The organism is Shinella sumterensis (assembly GCF_004514425.2).
GTDB lineage: Bacteria > Pseudomonadota > Alphaproteobacteria > Rhizobiales > Rhizobiaceae > Shinella > Shinella sumterensis.
Genome location: NZ_MYFN02000012.1, coordinates 136,233 through 157,383, shown reverse-complemented (window position 1 = coordinate 157,383; position 21,151 = coordinate 136,233). Strand labels below are relative to the sequence as shown.

The window sequence follows — 21,151 nt, the reverse complement described above, 5'->3', positions numbered from 1 at the left end:
GGTACTCATTCTCGAAGCAGCGTTGGCTAGCAATCTAGTCCATGCGACGAAAGCGGCAAGTCGATGGCTGGAAATAGCTCGCCCACAGGGTCCGCCGACGCCGACCTTGCATTTGTGACGAACCCGGTCTATATCAGCGTCAAATTCTTGATCGTCAGATGAAGAGTGGGCCCGCGAGGACCCGCTCTTTTTTATTGCCTCGATCAGGCGCATGATAACGACCATCCCGGGAGGGCATGCCATGTCCGACACGACCCAGACGGAAAATGTGGCCATCGAGCCGCGGCTGATCGTCGAAACCGGCCTCGACCGCCGCGTTGCCGACATCATCGAGCCGACCATCGAGCAGATCGGCTACCAGCTGGTGCGCGTGCGCCTGTCGGCGCAGAACGGCGCCACCTTGCAGATCATGTGCGAGCGGCCGGACGGCACCATGACCGTCGAGGACTGCGAGCAGGTCTCGATGGCGGTCTCGCCGGTTCTCGATGTTGAGGACCCGATCGATAAGGCGTATCATCTCGAAGTGTCGTCTCCCGGTATCGACCGGCCGATGGTCCGCAAGTCGGACTTCAAGCGCTGGACCGGGCACCTGCTGAAATGCGAGACGTCGATCCTGGTCGATGGCCGCAAGCGCTTCCGCGGCACGATTACTGCCGCCGACGAGGACGGCTTCACGCTCGACCGGGACCAGCCCGCCGCCGGCGATGCGCCGACGGTCGTCATTCCCTTCACGGCGCTAGCCGAAGGCCGGCTGATCCTGACCGACGAACTGATCCGCGATGCGCTGGCCGCCGACAAGAAGGCCAAGGCCGCGCAGGCCGCCAACCAGAACGACGAAGACGGCGGCGACGAAGAATAATGTGTGAGTGCGCTCCGGCCGAGTGGCGGGGCGGAGAGGACGCAACCGGAGCGGTGTTCCGCTTCAGATAGGTCGGAGGCACAGGCCCCGGCCCGACCATGGAGACCTGAGACAATGGCAGTCAGTGCGAACCGGCTTGAGCTTCTGCAGATCGCGGATGCCGTGGCCCGTGAAAAGGTCATCGACCGCGAGATCGTGCTTGCCGCGATGGCCGACGCCATCCAGAAGGCAGCCCGCTCGCGTTACGGCACGGAATCGAACATCCGCGCCGACATCAATTCCAAGACCGGCGAAATCCGCCTCCAGCGCCTGCTTGAGGTCGTCGAGCACGCCGAGGACTATTCGACCCAGATCCCGCTGGAACTGGCACGCGACCGCAACCCCGACGCCAAGCTCGGCGACTTCATCGCCGACCCGCTGCCGCCGATGGACTTCGGCCGCATCGCCGCCCAGTCGGCCAAGCAGGTCATCGTGCAGAAGGTGCGCGAAGCCGAGCGCGACCGCCAGTTCGACGAATACAAGGACCGCATCGGCGAAATCGTCAACGGCACGGTCAAGCGCGTCGAATATGGCAACGTCATCGTCGATCTCGGCCGTGGCGAAGGCATCATCCGCCGCGACGAGATGATCCCGCGCGAGAACATGCGCTACGGCGACCGCGTCCGCGCCTTCGTCTACGACGTGCGGCGCGAGCAGCGCGGCCCGCAGATCTTCCTGTCGCGGACCCATCCGCAGTTCATGGTGAAGCTCTTCACCATGGAAGTGCCCGAAATCTACGACGGCATCATCCAGATCAAGTCGGTTGCCCGCGACCCGGGTTCGCGCGCCAAGATCGCCGTCATCTCGAACGATTCGTCGATCGATCCGGTCGGCGCCTGCGTCGGTATGCGCGGTTCGCGCGTCCAGGCCGTCGTCGGCGAGCTGCAGGGTGAGAAGATCGACATCATTCCGTGGAGCCAGGATCCGGCTTCCTTCATCGTCAACGCCCTTCAGCCGGCTGAGGTCGCCAAGGTCGTTCTCGACGAAGATGCCGAGCGCATCGAAGTCGTCGTTCCCGACGAGCAGCTGTCGCTGGCCATCGGCCGTCGCGGCCAGAACGTCCGCCTTGCCTCGCAGCTGACCGGCTGGGACATCGACATCCTGACGGAAGCCGAAGAGTCCGAGCGTCGCCAGAAGGAATTCAACGAGCGCACCAACCTCTTCATGGAAGCGCTCGACGTGGATGAGATGGTCGGCCAGGTTCTGGCCTCCGAAGGCTTCGCCGCCGTCGAGGAGCTCGCCTACGTCGATCTCGACGAAATCGCCTCGATCGACGGCTTCGACGAAGACACGGCCCAGGAACTCCAGACCCGCGCCCGCGAGCATCTCGACCGCCTCGAGGCCGAGATGGATGCCAAGCGCAAGGAACTCGGCGTTTCCGACGACCTGCGCCAGATCGACGGCATGACGAGCCAGATGCTCGTTGCGCTGGGCGAAGACGGCATCAAGACGATGGAAGACTTCGCAGGCTGCGCCGCAGACGACCTTGTCGGCTGGACCGAGCGCAAGGACGGCGAGACGAAGAAGTTCGAGGGCCTGTTCTCGAAGTTCGAGGTTTCCCGCGCCGAGGCCGAAGCGATGATCGTCCAGGCCCGCCTTGCGGCCGGCTGGATCACGCAGGAGGATCTCGCCGCCGAGGAAGAGGAAGTCGTCGAGGGCGGTGAAGAGGACGCCTGATCGGCGTCTTCCAGGTTGGCATGCCGCCCGCTGATTTTGCATAGCGGTTTGCGTTGACAAGAGCGGAAACCTATATGGGCAGGAAAGACGAGGACGGCGTGAACGACCGCATGTGCATCGTGACGCGCGAAAAGGGCGAGGCGGATGATCTGATCCGCTTTGTCCTGGGCCCGGACGGCAGCGTCGTTCCGGATCTCAAGCGTCAACTTCCCGGACGCGGATGCTGGGTGAAGGCAGAACGGGCGATCGTCGACAAGGCGGTCGCCAGAAAGCTTTTCGGGCGTGCGTTGAAGGCGGAGGCGAAGGCCGCGCCGGAACTCGGCGCCGAAGTGGACAGGCTGATCGCGGCCCAGCTCGGCGGCATGATGAACATGGCGCGCAAGGCCGGACAGTTCATCACAGGCTCCTCCAAGGTCGATCAGGCGGTTCGCGCTCTGGCGGCATTGGCCGTCTTCCACGCGACGGATGCGGCGGCGGACGGGGTGCGAAAGATTGACCAGGCGAGGAAGGCCGCAAGCTTCCTTACCGATGACGAAACGGAAATTCCCTCCTTCAGGCTCTTCTCCGAGAGCGAATTGGAGGGGCTTTTGGGCCAGAATGCGTTTATCCATGCCGCAGCGCTTGCAGGGCAGGCGGGTGAGGGTGTAGTGAAGCGCGCAATCATGCTCGAAAAATATCGGGGCGACAGCCTGATGATGACAAAAGGTGGCGCTGGCCAGACGAACCAATGACGCGGTTACCGGCATTCGGCCGGCCGAATTCGCATTGGGTGAACACAATTGAACGACGGGGTCTGGTGATACGCATCCGGCCCTGATCTTAGGAACGGAACGGAATGACCGACAACGAAGACGACAAGACGATCAGTGTGGCTGGCAAGAAGACCCTTAGCCTGAAGCCCTCGGGGGTTCAGCAGGGAACCGTGCGCCAGGACATGGGTCGTGGCCGCACGAAGGCCGTCGTGGTCGAGACCCGCACCAAGCGCCATTTCAGCCGCCCGGGCGAAGACCGCCAGGCGTCGGCGCCTGTCACGCCCGTGCAGCGCCAGCCCGAACCGCAGCAGACGCGTCCGGCGCCGCAGCAGTCGCGGCCGGTCCAGCAGCAGCCTTCGCGTTCGGCCGAGCAGAGCCGCCCGCGCGTCGGCGTCGTGCTGAACCAGCTATCGCCCGATGAGGTCGAGGCCCGCCGCCGTGCGCTTGCCGAAGCCCAGATCCGCGATGCCGCCGAAGCGCGCCAGCGCGCCGAGGACGAGGCCCGCCGCAAGGTCGAGGAAGAAGCCCGCCGCAAGGCTGAGGAAGAAGCCCGCATCCAGCGCGAGAAGGAAGAGGCCGAGCGCCGCGCCAACGAGGCCGCCGCACCCGCGCCCGAACCGGAAGTCGTCGAACCGCAGCCGGTCGCACGCGCTGCTGCTCCTGCTGCTGCCGAAACGCGTCCGCAGCCGGGCCGCGTGCCCGTTGCCGCGCCGGCCGGGGTTCCCGGTCGTGGTCGCCGCGATGCGGACGACGATGACGACAAGCGTCCGCGTGGCGGCGTGCCCGCCAACCGCGGCGCCATCAAGCGTCCCGAGCCGGCCAAGGCTCCGGCCCGTCCGAAGTCCGACGACGGCCGCCGCCAGGGCAAGCTGACGCTCACCACCGCCTCGACGGACGAGGACGGCTCGCAGCGCGGCCGCTCGCTGTCGGCGATGCGTCGCCGCCAGGAGAAGTTCAAGCGCAGCCAGATGCAGGAAACCCGCGAGAAGGTCATGCGCGAGGTCATCCTGCCGGAAACCATCACCATTCAGGAACTGTCGCAGCGCATGTCCGAACGCGCCGTCGACGTCATCAAGTACCTGATGAAGGAAGGGCAGATGATGAAGCCCGGCGATCTGATCGACGCCGACCTGGCTGAACTCATCGCGGGCGAATTCGGCCACACCGTCAAGCGCGTTTCGGAATCCGACGTCGAAGAAGGCATCTTCAACGTCACCGACGATGCCGGCGATCTGCAGAGCCGTCCGCCGATCGTGACCATCATGGGTCACGTCGACCACGGCAAGACCTCGCTGCTCGATGCCATCCGCCAGGCCAACACGGTCGCCGGCGAAGCCGGTGGCATCACCCAGCATATCGGCGCCTACCAGGTCGAGCACAACGGTCACAAGATCACCTTCATCGACACCCCCGGCCACGCCGCGTTCACCGCCATGCGTGCCCGTGGTGCGCAGGCGACGGATATCGCGATCCTCGTGGTCGCCGCCGACGACAGTGTGATGCCGCAGACGATCGAGTCCATCAACCACGCCAAGGCGGCCGGTGTGCCGATCATCGTGGCGATCAACAAGATCGACAAGCACGAAGCCGACCCGCAGAAGGTGCGCAACCAGCTCCTCCAGCACGAGGTCTTCGTCGAATCCATGGGCGGTGAAACGCTCGACGTGGAAGTGTCGGCCAAGAACCGCCTCAACCTCGACAAGCTGCTCGAAGCCGTCCTGCTGCAGGCCGAAATCCTCGACCTCAAGGCGAACCCGAACCGCACGGCCGAAGGCGTCGTCGTCGAAGCCCAGCTGGATCGCGGCCGCGGCGCCGTTGCAACCGTGCTGGTTCAGACCGGTACGCTGAAGCCCGGCCAGATCCTGGTCGCAGGCGATCAGTGGGGCCGCGTGCGTGCGCTGGTCAACGACAAGGGCGAGCACGTCAAGGAAGCCGGTCCGTCCATGCCGGTCGAGGTCCTCGGCCTGTCCGGCACGCCGGCCGCCGGTGACAAGTTCGCCGTCGTCGAGAACGAGAGCCGCGCCCGCGAGATCTCCGAATACCGCCAGCGCCTCGCCCGCGAGAAGCAGGTGGCGCGTCAGGCCGGTTCGCGCGGTTCGCTCGAGCAGATGATGAGCCAGCTGCAGAACACGGGCCTCAAGGAGTTCCCGCTGCTCATCAAGGGCGACGTGCAGGGCTCGATCGAAGCCATTGCCGGCGCGCTCGACAAGCTGGGTACCGACGAAGTGCGCGTGCGCATCGTGCATTCGGGTGCCGGCGCCATCACCGAGTCGGACATTTCGCTCGCCGAAGCGTCCAATGCCGCGATCATCGGCTTCAACGTCCGTGCGAATGCCCAGGCACGCACGGCGGCCGAACGCGCCGGCCTCGAAATCCGCTACTACAACATCATCTACGATCTGGTGGATGACGTGAAGGCGGCGATGTCGGGCCTGCTCTCGCCGGAGCGTCGCGAAACCTTCCTCGGCAATGCCGAGATCCTCGAGGTGTTCAACATCACGAAGGTCGGCAAGGTCGCGGGTTGCCGCGTCATCGAAGGCAAGGTCGAGCGTGGTGCCGGCGTGCGCCTCGTGCGCGACAACGTCGTCATCCACGAAGGCAAGCTCAAGACCCTCAAGCGCTTCAAGGACGAAGTCGCCGAAGTGCCGATGGGCCAGGAATGCGGCATGGCCTTCGAGAACTACGAGGACATCCGCGCGGGCGACACGATCGAGTGCTTCCGCGTGGAGCACATCACCCGCACGCTGTAAGCGTCCGGCGATCCCAATATCGTGCGAGCGCCGGACCTTTTCGGCGCTCGCATTTTTTTGAAGGTAACGACCATGGCAAGAGCAACTACCTCCGCACCGTCGCAACGCATGCTGCGCGTCGGCGAGCAGGTGCGCGCGGCCCTGACCCAGGTTCTCCAGCGCGGCGAAGTGCGTGATCCGCTTCTCGAAAAGACGGTGATCTCGATTTCGGAAGTCCGCATGTCGCCGGACCTGAAGCATGCGACGGCCTATGTCACGCCGCTGGGCGTCAAGGATCACGACGCGATCATCGAGGCGCTCAACCGCAAAGCGAAGTTCATCCGCGGCCGCCTCGGTCCGCAGCTGCGCCAGATGAAATACATGCCGGACGTCCGCTTCCGCGACGATACGAGCTTCGACAATTACAAGAAGATCGACGAGCTCCTGCGTTCGCCCGAAGTGGCGCGCGACCTTTCCGCCGATGGCGGCGACGACGACAAGTAACCCAGGATAAAGATGTCCAAGCCCCGCAAACCCAAGGGCCGGCCGGTTTCCGGCTGGCTTATTCTCGACAAGCCGTTCGATTTCGGCTCGACCGAAGCCGTCGCCAAGATCAAGTGGCTTCTCAAGGCCCAGAAGGCCGGTCATGCCGGCACGCTCGATCCGCTCGCCTCCGGCATGCTGCCGATCGCGCTGGGCGATGCGACCAAGACCGTTCCCTACGTCATGGACGGCCGCAAGATCTATGAGTTCACCGTCACCTGGGGCGAGGAGCGCACGACCGACGACCTGGAAGGCGAGGTGACGCAGAGTTCCGACAAACGCCCGACCGCCGAAGAGATCAAGGCGATCCTCGGCGACTATACCGGCACCATACAGCAGATCCCCCCGCAGTTTTCGGCCATCAAGATCGACGGCGAGCGTGCCTATGATCTCGCCCGCGAAGGCGAGACGGTGGAAATCCCGTCCCGCGAGGTGGAAATCCACCGCCTGACGCTGATCGCATCGGACGAGAATACCGCGCACTTCGAAGTGGAGTGCGGCAAGGGGACCTATGTCCGCGCGCTCGCCCGCGACTTCGGCCGCCAGCTCGGCTGTTACGGTCATATCTCGGCGCTGCGCCGCACCTTCGTCGCGCCCTTCGGCGAGGACGACATGGTGCCGCTCGCCGACCTGTTGGCGCTGGAAAAGATCGAGGACGAAGCCGAGCGCCTCGCGGCACTGGACGCCTTCCTGATCGATACGGGCGAGGCCCTCTCCAGCCTGCCGCAGATCGTCATCAACGACGACCAGGCGCATCGGCTGCGCATGGGAAATCCCATCATCCTCCGCGGCCGCGATGCGCCGGTTTCCGCGGATGAAGCCTATGCCACGGCGCGCGGCAAGCTGGTGGCGATCGGCGAAATCGGCGGCGGCGAGTTCCGTCCCAAGCGGGTCTTCCAAGGTTGATATGGGGGCGGAACCAACCGCCGCCGACTTGATTTCACCACAAGCAACAGGCTTTATGGGCCTGCAAGGTTCGCTCCGGGGCGGGGTGGGCGGCGTGCGCCGCCGTGATCGCTCCTGAGGGAAGGGTGAAAAGGGCTGGCCGTTGACGATTGCGCCGACTGACAGAACGGTCTCTGCCGGAGACGCGGAGGCAAAACCTGCCGTCGGACGCCGGCGCATGCACTATCCGGTCCTCTTCTATCTCGTCTGCATGATCCTCGTCCTGATCGTGCCCGCCTTCCTGTTTTCCATGGTGGTTCTGAAGCGCACCAACGAGGCGCAGGAGCGGATTTTCGAATCGCTGCTGCGTACCTCCACGAGCGCCGTGAACCGTGCCGTCGAGCGTGAAATCTCCGGCATGTTCTCGACGCTGAACTTTCTCTCCACATCGGAAAGCTTGGTGCAGGGCGACTTTGCCGGGCTGCATGCGCAGGCCAGCAAGACGCTCGAAGGCACGGATATCTATTTTCTCGTCATCGATCCGACGATGCGCCAGCTCGTCAACACGCGCGTGCCCTATGGCACTGCCCTCAACATGGCGTCCGATCCGACCTCCGCAAGCCTGGCGCTGGCGCGCGGCGAGCGCATGGTCTCGGATATCTTCTTCGGCCGGACGGCGCAGCAATGGGTCTTCAACGTCTACCAGCCCATGCGGCTTTCGAACGGCCGGCAGGTGCTGCTGACGCTGACGAAGAATGCCGACGCCTTGCGCCGTGCGGTCAATCCGGATGTCCTGTCCCCCGGCTGGAACGCCGCGGTCATCGACAGCACGGGCACGGTGATCGCCTCGACGGACGAGAAACAGAAGACCGGTACGGAATTTTTCCTGCGCGTGGTGCCATCCCTGCGCCTCGGCGTCAGCACCATGCGGCAGGACGGCACGAATTATCAGATCGTCACCGAGTTCTCGTCGCTGGCGGGCTGGCGCATGATCGCCTGGGCGAAATCCTCCGACGTGCAGGCGCCGGCGGCGTCGTCGATACGCTGGCTGGTGATCGGCGGCGTGGTCTTCGCGCTGCTGGCCGCGATCGGCGCGGTCGGCATCGCGCGGGTCCTGTCGCGGGACGTCCGGCTGCTTGCGCATGATGCCCGCAGGCTCGGGCATGGCGAGCGCGTCGCCGCACGGCCCTATGCCATCACCGAACTGGAGACGGTGTCGCGTGCGCTGGCGGAAGCGGCGGATGCGCGGGTGAAATCCGAAAACGAGGTTCGCTTCCTCATGCGTGAGGTGGCGCACCGCTCCAAGAACCAGCTCACCGTCATCCAGGCCATGCTGAACCAGTCGGCAGCCGGCGCGGAGAATGCCGCCGATTTCGCAGAAACCTTCCGCAAGCGCGTGGCGGGGCTGGCCCGCTCGACCGACCTGATGATCGCCAATGCATCCGACGGCATCAACCTGATGGAGCTTGCCAAGAACCAGTTGAAGCCGTTCACGCCCGACGATGCGGCCCGCGTGCGCATTACGGGTCCCGCCGTTCTGCTCGATCCGCAGGCCTCGCAAACGCTCGGCATGGCGCTGCACGAGCTTTCGACCAATGCAACGAAATACGGTGCGCTCGCAAACGAAAGGGGCATCGTCTCGCTGAGCTGGGTGGCGAAGGGCGAGGATCTCAATCTCGTCTGGCGCGAGAGCAAGGCGTCGATCGACAGGGAGGCCATCGCGGCTAGCCGGAAGGGCTTCGGCAGCGTGGTCCTGGAGCGCATGCTCGGCATGGCGCTGGATGCCAAGCTCGACTTCATCGTGCACGACGACGGTATCGAATGGCGTGTCACGATCCCGCTTGCGCGGTTGCGCGATGAGGAAGCTCATCACGCACGCCGCAATTCATGATAGAACGGCGGCTCCTTCTCATGCTCGGGGCTATTCCATGAGATTTCTTCTGCGTGCTGCGGCTCTTGGCGGCCTCCTCCTCGTCTCGCCGGCGCTGGCCGGGGAGTGCCTGGTCGACGATCCCACGGGCACGCCCCTCAACGTGCGCGCCGCGCCGAACGGTCCTGTTCTCACGACGCTTGAGAATGGCACCGGCGTCGTCATCCTCGACCAGCGCAAGCTCGGCACGAAACGCTGGCTGCTGGTTTCGGTGCACGGTCGGCAGCTTGGATGGATCTTTGCGGCCTATGTCGTTTGCCCGGCGACGAGCGATGCGGCGAAGGCCGCACCCAGCCTGCCGGTGCCGCAGCGGTAGAACGGGCCTTCCCTTTCACAAGCGAATGGTTTATAGGCACCGCCAGCAATGCGGGCTTTTGCCCCTTGCCTCACGGCCATCGCTGGACGACATCCCGGCTTTTGGCGACTTCTGGTTCTCCATTCATGAAAGGACATACGATGTCGATCACTGCTGAGCGCAAGGCTGCGCTGATCAAGGAATACGCAACTGTCGAAGGCGACACCGGTTCGCCGGAAGTCCAGGTTGCGATCCTGACCGAGCGCATCAACAACCTGACGGAACACTTCAAGGGTCACAAGAAGGACAACCACTCCCGTCGTGGCCTTCTGACGATGGTGTCCAGCCGCCGCTCGCTTCTTGACTACCTCAAGAAGAAGGATGAATCCCGTTACAGCAAGCTGATTGCTGCCCTGGGTATTCGCCGCTAAGCAATTTCGGCGGGCGTTCTCACGAGCGCCCGCCGCATTCTTTTGCGGAAGACAATTCCGCCGTACCGTTTCGCCAGTGCCGGTTGAGGCCGCCTCGCGAGATGGCATTCTCCAGCAGGCCGGATGGGCCGGACCTGCGGAACCAACCGATGACCTGTCATGGGGCAGGATTGCAGGATGCTTCCCTGAGAAGCGGTTCCAGAACGGTTTCCGTCCGGAATTGCGGCCAGCAAACACGAAGCCTCCCGTTGTCTTGCCCATGATGCGTCATGAAGCGGATAGACCACCTGCGCCTTTTCGGGCGGCGGTGCGCGTATCCGCCTTACGAAGGACAAGACATGTTCGATACCCATACGGTTGAAATCGAATGGGCGGGCCGTCCGCTCAAGCTGGAAACCGGCAAGATCGCCCGCCAGGCTGACGGCGCGGTTCTCGCGACCTACGGCGAGACCGTCGTTCTCGCCACCGTCGTTTCGGCCAAGGCGCCGAAGCCGGGCCAGGATTTCTTCCCGCTCACCGTCAACTACCAGGAAAAGACCTACGCCGCCGGCAAGATCCCGGGTGGCTACTTCAAGCGCGAAGGCCGTCCGTCGGAAAAGGAAACGCTGGTTTCCCGCCTGATCGACCGTCCGATCCGCCCGCTCTTCCCGGAAGGCTACAAGAACGACACGCAGGTCGTCGTCACCGTCGTCCAGCATGACCTCGAAAACGATCCCGACGTTCTGTCGATGGTTGCCGCTTCCGCAGCGCTCACGATCTCCGGCGTTCCCTTCATGGGCCCGGTCGGTGCAGCGCGCGTCGGCTACATCAACGGCGAATACGTTCTGAACCCGCATCTCGACGAGATGGACGAGTCCGTTCTCGACCTCGTCGTCGCCGGCACCCAGGACGCCGTCCTGATGGTGGAATCCGAAGCCAAGGAACTGAACGAAGACGTCATGCTCGGCGCCGTCATGTTCGGCCACAAGGGCTTCCAGCCGGTCATCGACGCGATCATCAAGCTCGCCGAAGTGGCTGCCAAGGAACCGCGCGACTTCCAGCCGGAAGACTATTCGGAACTCGAAGCCGAAATGCTCGGCATCGCGGAAACCGAACTGCGCGCCGCCTACAAGATCACCCAGAAGGCCGACCGCTACGCCGCCGTCGACGCCGTCAAGGCCAAGGTGAAGGCACACTTCCTGCCCGAGGGCGTCGAGCCGAAGTACTCCGCGGAAGTCATCGGCTCGGTGTTCAAGCACCTGCAGGCGAAGATCGTTCGCTGGAACATCCTCGACACCAAGAGCCGCATCGACGGCCGCGACCTCGACACCGTTCGCGCCATCGTATCGGAAGTCGGTATCCTGCCGCGTACGCACGGCTCGGCTCTCTTCACCCGCGGTGAAACCCAGGCCGTGGTCGTTGCCACGCTCGGCACCGGCGAAGACGAGCAGTATGTCGACAGCCTGACCGGCATGTACAAGGAACGCTTCCTGCTGCACTACAACTTCCCGCCCTACTCGGTCGGTGAAACGGGCCGCATGGGCTCCCCGGGCCGCCGCGAAATCGGCCACGGCAAGCTTGCATGGCGTGCTATCCGCCCGATGCTGCCGACGGCGGAACAGTTCCCCTACACGCTGCGCGTCGTTTCCGAGATCACCGAGTCGAACGGCTCGTCCTCGATGGCCACGGTCTGCGGCACCTCGCTCGCCCTGATGGACGCCGGCGTTCCGCTGGCCAAGCCCGTTGCCGGTATCGCCATGGGCCTGATCCTCGAAGGTGACCGTTTCGCGGTTCTCTCCGACATCCTCGGCGACGAAGACCACCTCGGCGACATGGACTTCAAGGTCGCCGGTACCGCCGACGGCATCACCTCGCTGCAGATGGACATCAAGATCGCCGGTATCACCGAAGAGATCATGAAGGTCGCGCTCAGCCAGGCACAGGGCGGCCGCAAGCACATCCTCGGCGAAATGGCCAATGCCATCTCCGAAGGCCGCTCGCAGCTCGGCGAATTCGCACCGCGCATCGAAGTCATGAACATCCCGGTCGACAAGATCCGTGAAGTCATCGGCACGGGCGGCAAGGTCATCCGCGAGATCGTCGAAAAGACCGGCGCCAAGATCAACATCGAAGACGACGGCACGATCAAGATCGCATCGTCCTCCGGCAAGGAAATCGAGGCGGCCCGCAAGTGGATCCACTCGATCGTCGCTGAACCGGAAGTCGGCATGATCTACGAAGGCACGGTCGTCAAGACCGCCGACTTCGGCGCCTTCGTCAACTTCTTCGGCCCGCGCGATGGCCTCGTGCACATCTCGCAGCTCGCGTCCGAGCGCGTTGCCAAGACCTCCGACGTCGTCAAGGAAGGCGACAAGGTCTGGGTCAAGCTGATGGGCTTCGACGAGCGCGGCAAGGTTCGCCTCTCCATGAAGGTCGTCGACCAGGCAACCGGCAAGGAGATCGTTGCCGAGAAGAAGGCCGACGGCGAAGCCGCCGAGTAATCGGACCCTCCTACCTTTTGGAAGGGGCGCGGAGCGGCATGTTCCGCGCCCTTTCTTTTGAACGTCTGAAACCCCACGCTGTGAGCCGACCATGACCCGCGATGCCCTGAAGACCCTGTTCCACCCCTTTGCCTCCGGCACGCTCGGCATGCCCGGCGAGGGCGAACGCTACCTCTTCCTCGGCGCGGAAGCCGGCCAGCGCCCGCCGGAAGGATTTGCCGCGTCGCTGGAGGCGGTCCAGCCGCTGCGGTCGCTCTATCGTGGCCTGGAAGCCGTGCGCCAGCCGGTGACGCCGCTCATCGAGGGCGAGGATTTCGACGGCGCGCTCATCCTGATGAACAAGCACAAGGGTGAAAACGAGAACCGCATTGCAGAGGCCCTGCGGCGCGTTCGCACCGGCGGCCTGATCGTCGTCGCGGGCAGCAAGGAAGACGGCGTGCAGTCGATGCGCAAGCGCCTCGACCAGCTCGGCCTGACGGGCGATTCCATGCCGAAATATCATGGCCTCGCCATATGGTTTGCCCGTCCGGAGGATCCGGCGGAGGCGATTGCCAAGCTGGCGGCCAAGCCGGTGCGCGTCGACGGCCGCTTTACCGCGGCACCCGGCATGTTCTCCCACGACCGCATTGACGACGGCTCCGAGCTGCTTGCCAGCCGCATTCCCGAAGATTTCAACGGCCACGCCGCCGATTTCGGCGCGGGCTGGGGCTATCTCTCCGTCATGCTCGCCGATCGTGCGCCGCAGGCGAAGGGCGTCGACCTGTTCGAGGCGCATTACGAGGCGCTGGAAGCGGCCAAGGAGAACATGGCAGAGAACTGCCCGAACGTTCCCGCGCGCTTCTACTGGTTCGATCTGACGGCCGAAACCCCGCGCGATCACTACGACCTCATCGTCATGAATCCGCCCTTCCACGAAGGCCATGCCGCCGATCACTCCCTCGGCGCCGGCATGATCCGGATGGCGGCAAAGTCCTTGAAGATCGGCGGCCGCCTGCTGATGGTCGCCAATCGCGGCCTGCCCTACGAGCCGGTGCTGAAGGAAGCCTTCAAGGAAAGCGGCGAAGTCTGCCGCAACGCCCGCTTCAAGGTCCTCTTCGGCCGTCGTTGAGGTTCAGGGGGGACCGGCGTCGGCTTCCGCTTGCGCCGATTGCCATTTTCCTGAAACAGGTCCACCATGACGGGACCGTAGCCGTTCAGGAGGCCTGCAATGGCTTTTGGACCTGCCAGACCGCCGATCATGGAAGACGTGGCGGAAGTCATCGCCAAGGACGTGAAACAGGGGGAGGGGCATACGCCGCCTTCCGAATCGCCGCTCGCTTTCTTGAGGCGAGGGGCAGATGGCAAGCCGATCGAAATGAACAGCCGCGTGCGCACGATGCTGCTTGGCATCCTGGTCGCGATGGTGCTGCTTGTCGGTATTCTCTTGGTGCTTTGATCGATCAAGGAGAAACGGCGCGAAGTGTAACTCCGCGCCGTTTGTTCGTTACTCGCTGTCTGCCTTGGCCAGCCGCTCCAGCGTCGGCATGGAGGTGATGTTGTAGCCGGAATCCACATAGTGGATTTCGCCGGTCACGCCGCTCGACAGGTCGGAAAGCAGGTAAAGCGCCGAATTGCCGACATCCTCGATCGTGACGGTGCGGCGTAGCGGTGCGTTCTTCTGCTGCCAGGAGAGCATGGCGCGCGCATCCGAGATGCCCGCACCTGCCAGCGTCCGGATCGGGCCCGCGGAGATCGCATTCACACGGATGCCCTGCGGGCCGTAGTCGCCGGCGAGGTAGCGCACGGAGGCTTCGAGGGCCGCCTTGGCAACACCCATGACGTTGTAGTTCGGCATGATGCGGGTGGAACCGCCATAGGTCAGCGTCAGCATCGCGCCGCCGTCCGTCATCAGCTCGGCCGCACGCTTGGCGATTTCGGTGAAGGAGAAGCAGGAGATCACCATCGTGCGCGAGAAGTTTTCACGCGTGGTGTTCGCATAGAGGCCCTTCAGCTCGTTCTTGTCGGAAAAGCCGATGGCATGCACCACGAAGTCGAGCTTGCCCCACTTTTCCTTGATCGCCTCGATCGTGGCGTCGACCGATGCGATGTCCTCGACATCGCAGGGAATGACGAAATCGGAGCCGAGCTCGGCGGCCAGCGGCTTCACCCGCTTGCCGAGCGCCTCACCCTGATAGGTAAAGGCGAGTTCCGCGCCCTGGCTCGCGAGCTTCTGTGAGATGCCCCATGCGATGGAGTGGTTGTTCGCGACCCCCATGATGAGGCCGCGCTTGCCGTTCATGATCCCCGTCATGCCTGTCATCCGTTGTGGCGCTGGAAGACCAGCGTGGCGTTCGTGCCGCCGAAACCGAAGGAATTGGAAAGAACCGTATCGATCTTCGCATTGTCGATGCGCTTGCGCACGATCGGAACGCCGTCGAATTCCGGGTCGAGCTCGGTGATATGCGCGCTCTCGCCGATGAAACCCGCCTGCATCATCAGCAGGCCGTAGATCGATTCCTGCACGCCGGCGGCACCCAGCGAGTGGCCGGTCAGCGACTTGGTCGACTGGATATGCGGGATCTTGTCGCCGAAGACTTCGCGGATCGCGCCGATCTCCTTGGAATCGCCGACGGGCGTCGAGGTGCCGTGCGTGTTGATGTAGTCGACATCGCCCTTCACGGTGGCGAGCGCCTGGCGCATGCAGCGCACCGCGCCTTCGCCCGACGGGGCAACCATGTCGTAACCGTCCGACGTCGCGCCGTAGCCGGTGATTTCGGCATAGATCTTCGCGCCGCGCGCCTTGGCGTGTTCCAGTTCCTCCAGAACCAGGACGCCAGCACCGCCGGCAATGACGAAGCCGTCACGGGTCGCGTCATAGGCGCGCGAGGCCGTGGCGGGCGTGTCGTTGTACTTGGAGGACATGGCGCCCATCGCGTCGAACAGGTTCGACATGGTCCAGTCCAGATCCTCGTGGCCGCCGGCGAACATGAGGTCCTGCTTGCCCCACTGGATCATCTCGGCGGCATTGCCGATGCAATGCGCCGATGTCGAGCAGGCCGACGAGATCGAGTAGTTGACGCCATGGATCTTGAACCAGGTGGCGAGCGTCGCGGATGCCGTGGACGACATAGCCTTCGGCACGGCAAAGGGGCCGATGCGCTTGGGCGAGTTGTTCTTGAGCGTGATTTCGGCGGCTTCGATCAGCGTGCGGGTGGAAGGACCGCCCGAACCCATGATGATGCCCGCGCGCGGATTGGCGGCATAGTCGGCCTCTTCCAGGCCGGCATCGGCGATCGCCTGCTTCATGGCGACGTGGTTCCACGCACCGCCCTGGGAGAGGAAGCGGGCGGCCCGGCGATCGACGAGTTCCGTGGTGTCGATATTAGGCGAACCCCAGACCTGGCACTTGAAGCCGTGGTCGGCGAAATCCTGCGAGAAGCTGATGCCCGAGCGCGCGTCGCGCAGCGAAGCCGTCACCTCGTCAGCATTGTTCCCGATCGAGGATACGATCCCCAAGCCCGTGACAACTACCCGTCTCATATTCATGACCTTTTCTAGAACGTCTCATGGTGAGGGCGAATGCCGCCCTCAGGCTGCCGGTGGCTGGCGCCGCCCTTAAGCTTCCTTGTCCTTCGACAGGCCGACGCGCAGGTCGCTCGCCTGATAGATGGTTTCGCCATCGGCCTTCAGCCAGCCGTCCGCCGTGCCGAGCACGAGGCGGCCGCGCATCACGCGCTTGAAGTCGATGCCGTATTCGAGGAGCTTGGTATCGGGACGAACCATGCCCTTGAACTTCACTTCGCCCGTGGACAGCGCCATGCCGCGGCCGGGCTCGCCGAGCCAGCCGAGGAAGAAGCCGGTCAGCTGCCACATGCCGTCGAGGCCAAGGCAGCCCGGCATGATCGGGTTGCCCTGGAAGTGACAGGGGAAATACCAGTCGTCCGGCTTCACATCGTATTCGGCGCGGATATAGCCCTTGTCGAAGGCGCCGCCGGTTTCGGAAATATCGGTGATGCGGTGGACCATCAGCATAGGCGGCAGAGGAAGCTGTGCGTTGCCGGGGCCGAAAAGCTCGCCACGGCCGCAGGCCAGAATTTCCTCGTAGTTGTAGCTGGATTGCCTGCTCGTCATCGAATGTCTCATCCCCGGTCTTGAGCGACCCTTGGTTCGCATGGATTTGGTGGAGGCAGGATGCGGATTGAAGCGCCCCTGAACTCCTCGTCTTCTCGCCGCGCCCTGTCAGGGCGAGACGTTGTTTCCGCTGTCCGCATACATGATGCTCGCCATGACAGCCAGTGCAAAGTACAGAACGGCGGGTGGGAGCCCGGTTTTTCCGCATGTTGCGCGTGTTGAAGCCGACGTAATCCTATTGAATACCGCTCCAGCAAAAGTTATATCGAAAGTTCAGGATTAGAGTTCAAGGCCAGACAAGCGGATACGTCGATCATGACGCATGCACACGAGATGCCCATCGAAGAGCGCCTGCGCCATTGCGGCCTGCGCCCGACGCGCCAGCGTGTGGCCCTTGCCGACCTGCTTTTCGCCAAGGGCGACCGCCACCTCACGGTGGAGGAACTGCACGAGGAAGCCGTCACCGCCGGCGTTCCGGTCTCGCTGGCCACCGTCTACAACACGCTGCACCAGTTCACCGAAGCGGGCATGATCCGCGTGCTCGCGGTCGAAAGCTCGAAGACCTATTTCGATACCAACGTTTCCGATCACCATCACTTTTTCGTTGAAGGTGAAAACCACGTCCTCGACATTCCCGTGAGCAATATCGAGATCGGAAACCTGCCCGAGCCGCCGGAAGGCATGGAAATCGCCCATGTCGACGTGATCATCCGCCTGCGTCCGCGCAAGGGCTGAAATTTCTACATCACATCGTCGGGGTGGCGACCGGGCCGGGCCTTGTAGACCGGAAACCGCCAGCCGAACTTCAACGCGCCGCCGCGCACGATGAAGGCTGCGGCGATGCCGATGGCCGATGCCAGCCAGAGCGGCGCGCCCGCGACCGTTGCCGCCGTGAAGCCCGCCGCACCGATGAGGGCGGCGGTGACGTAGATCTCCGGGCGCAGCAGCACCGAAGGCTCTCCCGCCAGCAGGTCGCGGATGATCCCGCCGAAGCTTGCCGTCAGCACGCCGGTGGTAATGGCCACCGTCGGCGATCCGGTTGCCGCGAAGCCCTTGGCTGCCCCCATCACGCAATAGGCCGACACACCCATCGCATCCAGCCACAGCAGCAGGCGGTAACGGGATTCGATGCGGTGCGCGAGCACGAAGACGATGAGCGCGACCGAGACGCAGACGATGAGATAGGTCGGGTTCACCACCCAGAAAACGGGCGTGGCCCCGAGAATGACATCGCGGAACGTACCGCCGCCGATGCCCGTGGCGGCTGCAAGAAACAGGAAGCCGATGATGTCGAGCTGCTTGCGCGAGGCCGAAAGCGCGCCGGTCGCGGCAAAGACGGCCACCCCCGTATAGTCAAGCAGTTCCAGGATCGACACGGTGTTCCCCCCTCATGCGGGCCAAGCCTCGCGACAGCCTTGCCGCAGTAGAGTGCGCCGGCAGAATCACGCCGCGCGCCGTCAGCGGCCCATAATGACCGAATCGCGTGCCATGGAAAGGTTTGAGAGATGGCTATCCGCATGAGTTTTCTGGCGCTCCTCTCCGCCGCCATCGTTTTGATGGCGATGCCGGCCCGCGCCTCCAACATCGTGCCCGATGCGCTGTCCGCCGTGCAGGCGGAGGTCGCCAAGCGCTGCAAGACGGCGGTCTATGGCGAGGATTTCGCCGACTATGTCGACTTCAACAACGACCGTCTGGTGGACGCGATCTTCAATCTCGGCGCGGTCAACTGCGATGGCGTGCCGGGCGGTCTCTGCGGCAATGTCGGCTGCCCGCACCACTTCTATATCCGCGTCGCCGAGGGCGGGTTCTTCCTCGCGGCGATCGCCGATCTCTACGGCTACGACATGAAGAAGCGGTTCGGAAACATGGTGCTGGAGCTGAAGGCCAATGCCGCCAGCTGCGGCCGCGACGACAGCGAATACTGCGTGATGACGATCCGGGTGCGCAATGCCCGTTTCGAGACGATCTCGAAGAAGTAGCCTATTCCGGCAGGAACGCGCTCGTGCGGCCGGCCATGGAATAGAAGGCGAGCCCGATCCACTCGCGAACGGCCATCGTCATCAACTGGCTGTTGACCGAAGGCTGGGTCAGGTCGAGGCCGAGGCTCGCCTTGCCGGTCGTACGGAAATCGGTCGGCCAGGGCAGCATCTCGAGACCGCGTTTGCGGAAGAGCCCGATCGAGCGCGGCATATGAAAGGCCGAGGTGACGAGGAGGCAGCGTTCCAGGCCGTTTTCGGCAAGCAGCGCCTGCGTGTAATCCGCATTCTCGAACGTATCGCGCGATCCCCCCTCGCGGATGAGCCGGGTTTCGGGAATGCCGAAGGCCGCGAGGAAGCGGCTGCCGATCACCGCGTCGCCTTCGAAATCACCGCTCAGGGAGCCGTCGCCGCCGGAAATCAGGATGCGCGCCTGTGGAAACTCGCGGGCAAGCCGCAGCGTCTCCACGAAGCGATCCCCCGCCTGGTTCATCTCGTAACCGCCGCGCGCGGTGGTGACGTCAGCCTCGAAGCCGCCGCCGAGCGTGATGATGCAGGCCGGTCCGCCCTCGGGCAGCGCGGCGCGGGGGATGCGGTCCTCCAGCGTCTGCAGCAGCACCGCGCCTGTCGTCGTGAACAGGGTGAGGAACAGGACCAGCGCGGCCAGAACGCTCGAAAGCGTCCTGATGCGGTTCCACTTCAGCAAACCGGCGAGCAGGCCGGCGACGATGAGGAAGAAGGCCAGCGAAAGGGGTTGTGCGACGAGCCAGAAGATCTTCGAAATGTAGAAGGTCACGCGTCGCTTACCCCGCTTTTCGTGTCAGGCCGGTACGGCGGCGGGTGCCGCCTTGCCCCGTCGCAGATAAAGGATGCCCGCCGCCAGCGCAATGCCGGCGGCCAGAACGGCGACGGCGATGAGCGGGCGGTAGGTGATCCAGGCGATGGCAATCACGCTCGGGCCGATCAGAAGGGTGAAGATCAGCGCGATCGCGGTCGTGCCGAAGCGGACGATCGAACCGATGAAGGGCACGAGATCGGCGATGACGCCGAGGATCGACAGGATGAAGACGAAGCCGATGAACAGGCCGATGAGCCCGCCGGCGCGCACCAGCCAGGTGATGACGGTGTTTTCGCTCTGTGCCGCGTCGAACATGGCGGGCGCCTCCACGAGGCCGGCCTGGCTCAGGAAGAGCGCCCGTCCGTTCGAGGTCGTATAGGGCACGAGGCCCGCGCCGCGTTGCGCGCCGACGAAGCTTGCGCTGTCGATGTCCGAGCGCGTGAAGGACATGCGGATGTCGCCGATCTCGGGGTTCTGCGGATTGTTGGAAAAGACCGCCTGACCGACGACGACGGAGGCCGGCTTGCCGAGGGCGGCGGCCTCGCCAAGGCGGGTTGCGTCCGACGCGCTCAGCGGGATCGGCCGCTCGTCGCCCAGTCGCGCGGCGGCCCGGCCATCGACGCTGAAGGCCCCGATCGTCGCCGATGGAACGAAGAAGCTCGCATCGTCGATCGGCATTTTCGGATTGTCGTGTCCAGCCTGACGGAAATTGCTGGAGTTGACGGCATCGCGCTTCCATTCCTTGCTGTAGGAATAGGTGGTCACGGTTTCCTCGCCGCCGCCGAGCTGCTTGCGGGTCTCCGACCGGGATGTTTCCACCCACTGGTACATCTCGACGACGCGTTCGAGGCCCGCCGCGCCTTCCGCCGAAATGCCGAGCACATTGTCCTCGGGCACGCCGACCGGCTTTACCGGCCCGGACACATGGACGAGTTTGCCGTCATTGGCCGGGTCGACGCGGCTGTTGTCGACGGAGACGACGAGCCCGGCGCCTTCGACAAGCGCCCTGTAGGTCTTCACCGAGCGCCCTTCGTTCCAGAAAAGCAGCCAGATGCAGGCGACAACGAGGATCAGGCCGATCACGATCCTGATCAACGCCCCCTTCAGTCTGGAGAACCATGATGTGGTCGTCGTTTCGGTGAAGCTCATTGTGGTCCCCAGCAAGACTGATCTGCGTCATGGAACATACATCCCAATCTGCTTATTCTCGCCGACGGTATCGCGCAAGCGGCGCCGGGCTCACGGAACATCCTGCCGGCCGGTTCGTTCTCGCGTTACGGAACCAAAGGGAGAAGACAGATGGACGAAACAAGGGAAGATCGCATCCGCAAGCGCGCCTACGAACTGTGGCAGCAGGCCGGTGCGCCGGACGGCACGCCGGATGATCACTGGTATCAGGCCGAGCACGAAATCGATCAGGGCAACGGTGAGATCGAAGGAGACGACGAGCCCAACCTCGCCGCACTCCGCGAAGCCGCACGCCAGCACTCGGACACGTTCCTGGTGAAGACCGACCTCGAAGATGCCGACCAGCGCGAAGCCACACCCGGCATGCGCGAGCAGCCTTAAGAGCGGAGAACGTTCGGTTCTAGGGAAGGTTTGGTGGA

General features: G+C 64.0%; 21 protein-coding genes. 15 read left to right on the top strand and 6 right to left on the bottom strand.

From position 1 onward, the window contains the following. Window positions 1-241: 241 nt before the first annotated feature. The 12 genes from rimP (at window position 242) to B5M41_RS20310 (ending at window position 14,055) form a co-directional block, all read left to right on the top strand. Window positions 242-859 (top strand): ribosome maturation factor RimP, encoded by a 618-nt coding sequence (gene rimP, locus B5M41_RS20365; protein WP_134649613.1) that lies wholly within the window; start codon window positions 242-244, stop codon window positions 857-859. 114 nt (window positions 860-973) lie between these two features. After that, on the top strand, window positions 974-2,575 hold the full coding sequence (nusA, locus tag B5M41_RS20360) for a transcription termination factor NusA (RefSeq protein ID WP_134649614.1): 1,602 nt from the start codon (window positions 974-976) through the stop codon (window positions 2,573-2,575). 74 nt (window positions 2,576-2,649) lie between these two features. After that, entirely contained in the window at window positions 2,650-3,306 is a 657-nt protein-coding gene (locus tag B5M41_RS20355; RefSeq protein ID WP_134649615.1) for an RNA-binding protein, read from the top strand. A gap of 104 nt (window positions 3,307-3,410) precedes the next feature. Further along, the gene (infB, locus tag B5M41_RS20350) at window positions 3,411-6,077 is read left to right on the top strand and encodes a translation initiation factor IF-2 (protein ID WP_134649616.1); all 2,667 of its coding nucleotides are present in this window, start codon (window positions 3,411-3,413) and stop codon (window positions 6,075-6,077) included. Between the two features lie 72 nt (window positions 6,078-6,149). Beyond that, a complete protein-coding gene (rbfA, locus tag B5M41_RS20345; RefSeq protein ID WP_134649617.1) occupies window positions 6,150-6,560 on the top strand; it encodes a 30S ribosome-binding factor RbfA in 411 nt (136 codons plus the stop codon). A gap of 12 nt (window positions 6,561-6,572) precedes the next feature. Further along, the gene (truB, locus tag B5M41_RS20340; RefSeq protein ID WP_134649618.1) at window positions 6,573-7,505 is read left to right on the top strand and encodes a tRNA pseudouridine(55) synthase TruB; all 933 of its coding nucleotides are present in this window, start codon (window positions 6,573-6,575) and stop codon (window positions 7,503-7,505) included. A 217-nt stretch (window positions 7,506-7,722) separates the two neighbouring features. Then, window positions 7,723-9,375, top strand: a complete 1,653-nt coding sequence (locus B5M41_RS20335; protein ID WP_230640237.1) for a sensor histidine kinase — start codon at window positions 7,723-7,725, stop codon at window positions 9,373-9,375. Between the two features lie 37 nt (window positions 9,376-9,412). Further along, on the top strand, window positions 9,413-9,730 hold the full coding sequence (locus B5M41_RS20330; protein ID WP_134649620.1) for an SH3 domain-containing protein: 318 nt from the start codon (window positions 9,413-9,415) through the stop codon (window positions 9,728-9,730). A gap of 140 nt (window positions 9,731-9,870) precedes the next feature. Next, window positions 9,871-10,140: a 30S ribosomal protein S15 gene (gene rpsO, locus B5M41_RS20325; protein ID WP_134649621.1), complete on the top strand. Its 270-nt coding sequence runs from the start codon at window positions 9,871-9,873 to the stop codon at window positions 10,138-10,140. A 338-nt stretch (window positions 10,141-10,478) separates the two neighbouring features. Further along, window positions 10,479-12,620, top strand: a complete 2,142-nt coding sequence (gene pnp, locus B5M41_RS20320) for a polyribonucleotide nucleotidyltransferase (protein WP_134649622.1) — start codon at window positions 10,479-10,481, stop codon at window positions 12,618-12,620. 91 nt (window positions 12,621-12,711) lie between these two features. After that, on the top strand, window positions 12,712-13,728 hold the full coding sequence (locus tag B5M41_RS20315) for a class I SAM-dependent methyltransferase (protein WP_134649623.1): 1,017 nt from the start codon (window positions 12,712-12,714) through the stop codon (window positions 13,726-13,728). Between the two features lie 129 nt (window positions 13,729-13,857). After that, window positions 13,858-14,055 (top strand): hypothetical protein, encoded by a 198-nt coding sequence (locus B5M41_RS20310; protein WP_134649624.1) that lies wholly within the window; start codon window positions 13,858-13,860, stop codon window positions 14,053-14,055. Window positions 14,056-14,103: 48 nt separating this feature from the next. Here the strand turns inward: B5M41_RS20310 and fabI are convergent, their stop codons facing one another. The 3 genes from fabI to fabA form a co-directional block, all read right to left on the bottom strand. Further along, on the bottom strand, window positions 14,104-14,910 hold the full coding sequence (gene fabI, locus B5M41_RS20305) for an enoyl-ACP reductase FabI (RefSeq protein WP_134649625.1): 807 nt from the start codon (window positions 14,908-14,910) through the stop codon (window positions 14,104-14,106). Between the two features lie 5 nt (window positions 14,911-14,915). Beyond that, window positions 14,916-16,139, bottom strand: a complete 1,224-nt coding sequence (gene fabB, locus B5M41_RS20300; RefSeq protein WP_134649626.1) for a beta-ketoacyl-ACP synthase I — start codon at window positions 16,137-16,139, stop codon at window positions 14,916-14,918. Window positions 16,140-16,214: 75 nt separating this feature from the next. Further along, a complete protein-coding gene (gene fabA / locus B5M41_RS20295; RefSeq protein WP_134649627.1) occupies window positions 16,215-16,730 on the bottom strand; it encodes a 3-hydroxyacyl-[acyl-carrier-protein] dehydratase FabA in 516 nt (171 codons plus the stop codon). A 315-nt stretch (window positions 16,731-17,045) separates the two neighbouring features. On the opposite strand from fabA, the gene irrA reads away from it, so the two are divergent. Next, window positions 17,046-17,465, top strand: a complete 420-nt coding sequence (gene irrA / locus B5M41_RS20290; RefSeq protein WP_134649628.1) for an iron response transcriptional regulator IrrA — start codon at window positions 17,046-17,048, stop codon at window positions 17,463-17,465. Window positions 17,466-17,470: 5 nt separating this feature from the next. On the opposite strand, the gene B5M41_RS20285 is transcribed toward irrA, so the two are convergent. Then, entirely contained in the window at window positions 17,471-18,106 is a 636-nt protein-coding gene (locus B5M41_RS20285) for a trimeric intracellular cation channel family protein (protein WP_134649629.1), read from the bottom strand. A 129-nt stretch (window positions 18,107-18,235) separates the two neighbouring features. Between B5M41_RS20285 and B5M41_RS20280 the strand changes: the two genes are divergently transcribed. Then, on the top strand, window positions 18,236-18,709 hold the full coding sequence (locus B5M41_RS20280) for a hypothetical protein (RefSeq protein ID WP_134649630.1): 474 nt from the start codon (window positions 18,236-18,238) through the stop codon (window positions 18,707-18,709). 1 nt (window position 18,710) lies between these two features. Here B5M41_RS20280 and B5M41_RS20275 read toward each other — a convergent pair whose 3' ends face one another. After that, window positions 18,711-19,502 carry a YdcF family protein gene (locus B5M41_RS20275; protein WP_134649631.1) on the bottom strand — a complete coding sequence of 264 codons (792 nt, stop codon included), beginning with the start codon at window positions 19,500-19,502 and terminating at the stop codon, window positions 18,711-18,713. A 24-nt stretch (window positions 19,503-19,526) separates the two neighbouring features. Next, complete coding sequence (locus tag B5M41_RS20270; RefSeq protein ID WP_134649632.1) at window positions 19,527-20,693, bottom strand: TMEM43 family protein; 1,167 nt, start codon at window positions 20,691-20,693, stop codon at window positions 19,527-19,529. 102 nt (window positions 20,694-20,795) lie between these two features. Here B5M41_RS20270 and B5M41_RS20265 point away from each other — a divergent pair, with 102 nt between their 5' ends. After that, on the top strand, window positions 20,796-21,113 hold the full coding sequence (locus B5M41_RS20265) for a DUF2934 domain-containing protein (protein WP_230640245.1): 318 nt from the start codon (window positions 20,796-20,798) through the stop codon (window positions 21,111-21,113). The last annotated feature ends 38 nt before the right edge of the window (window positions 21,114-21,151 follow it).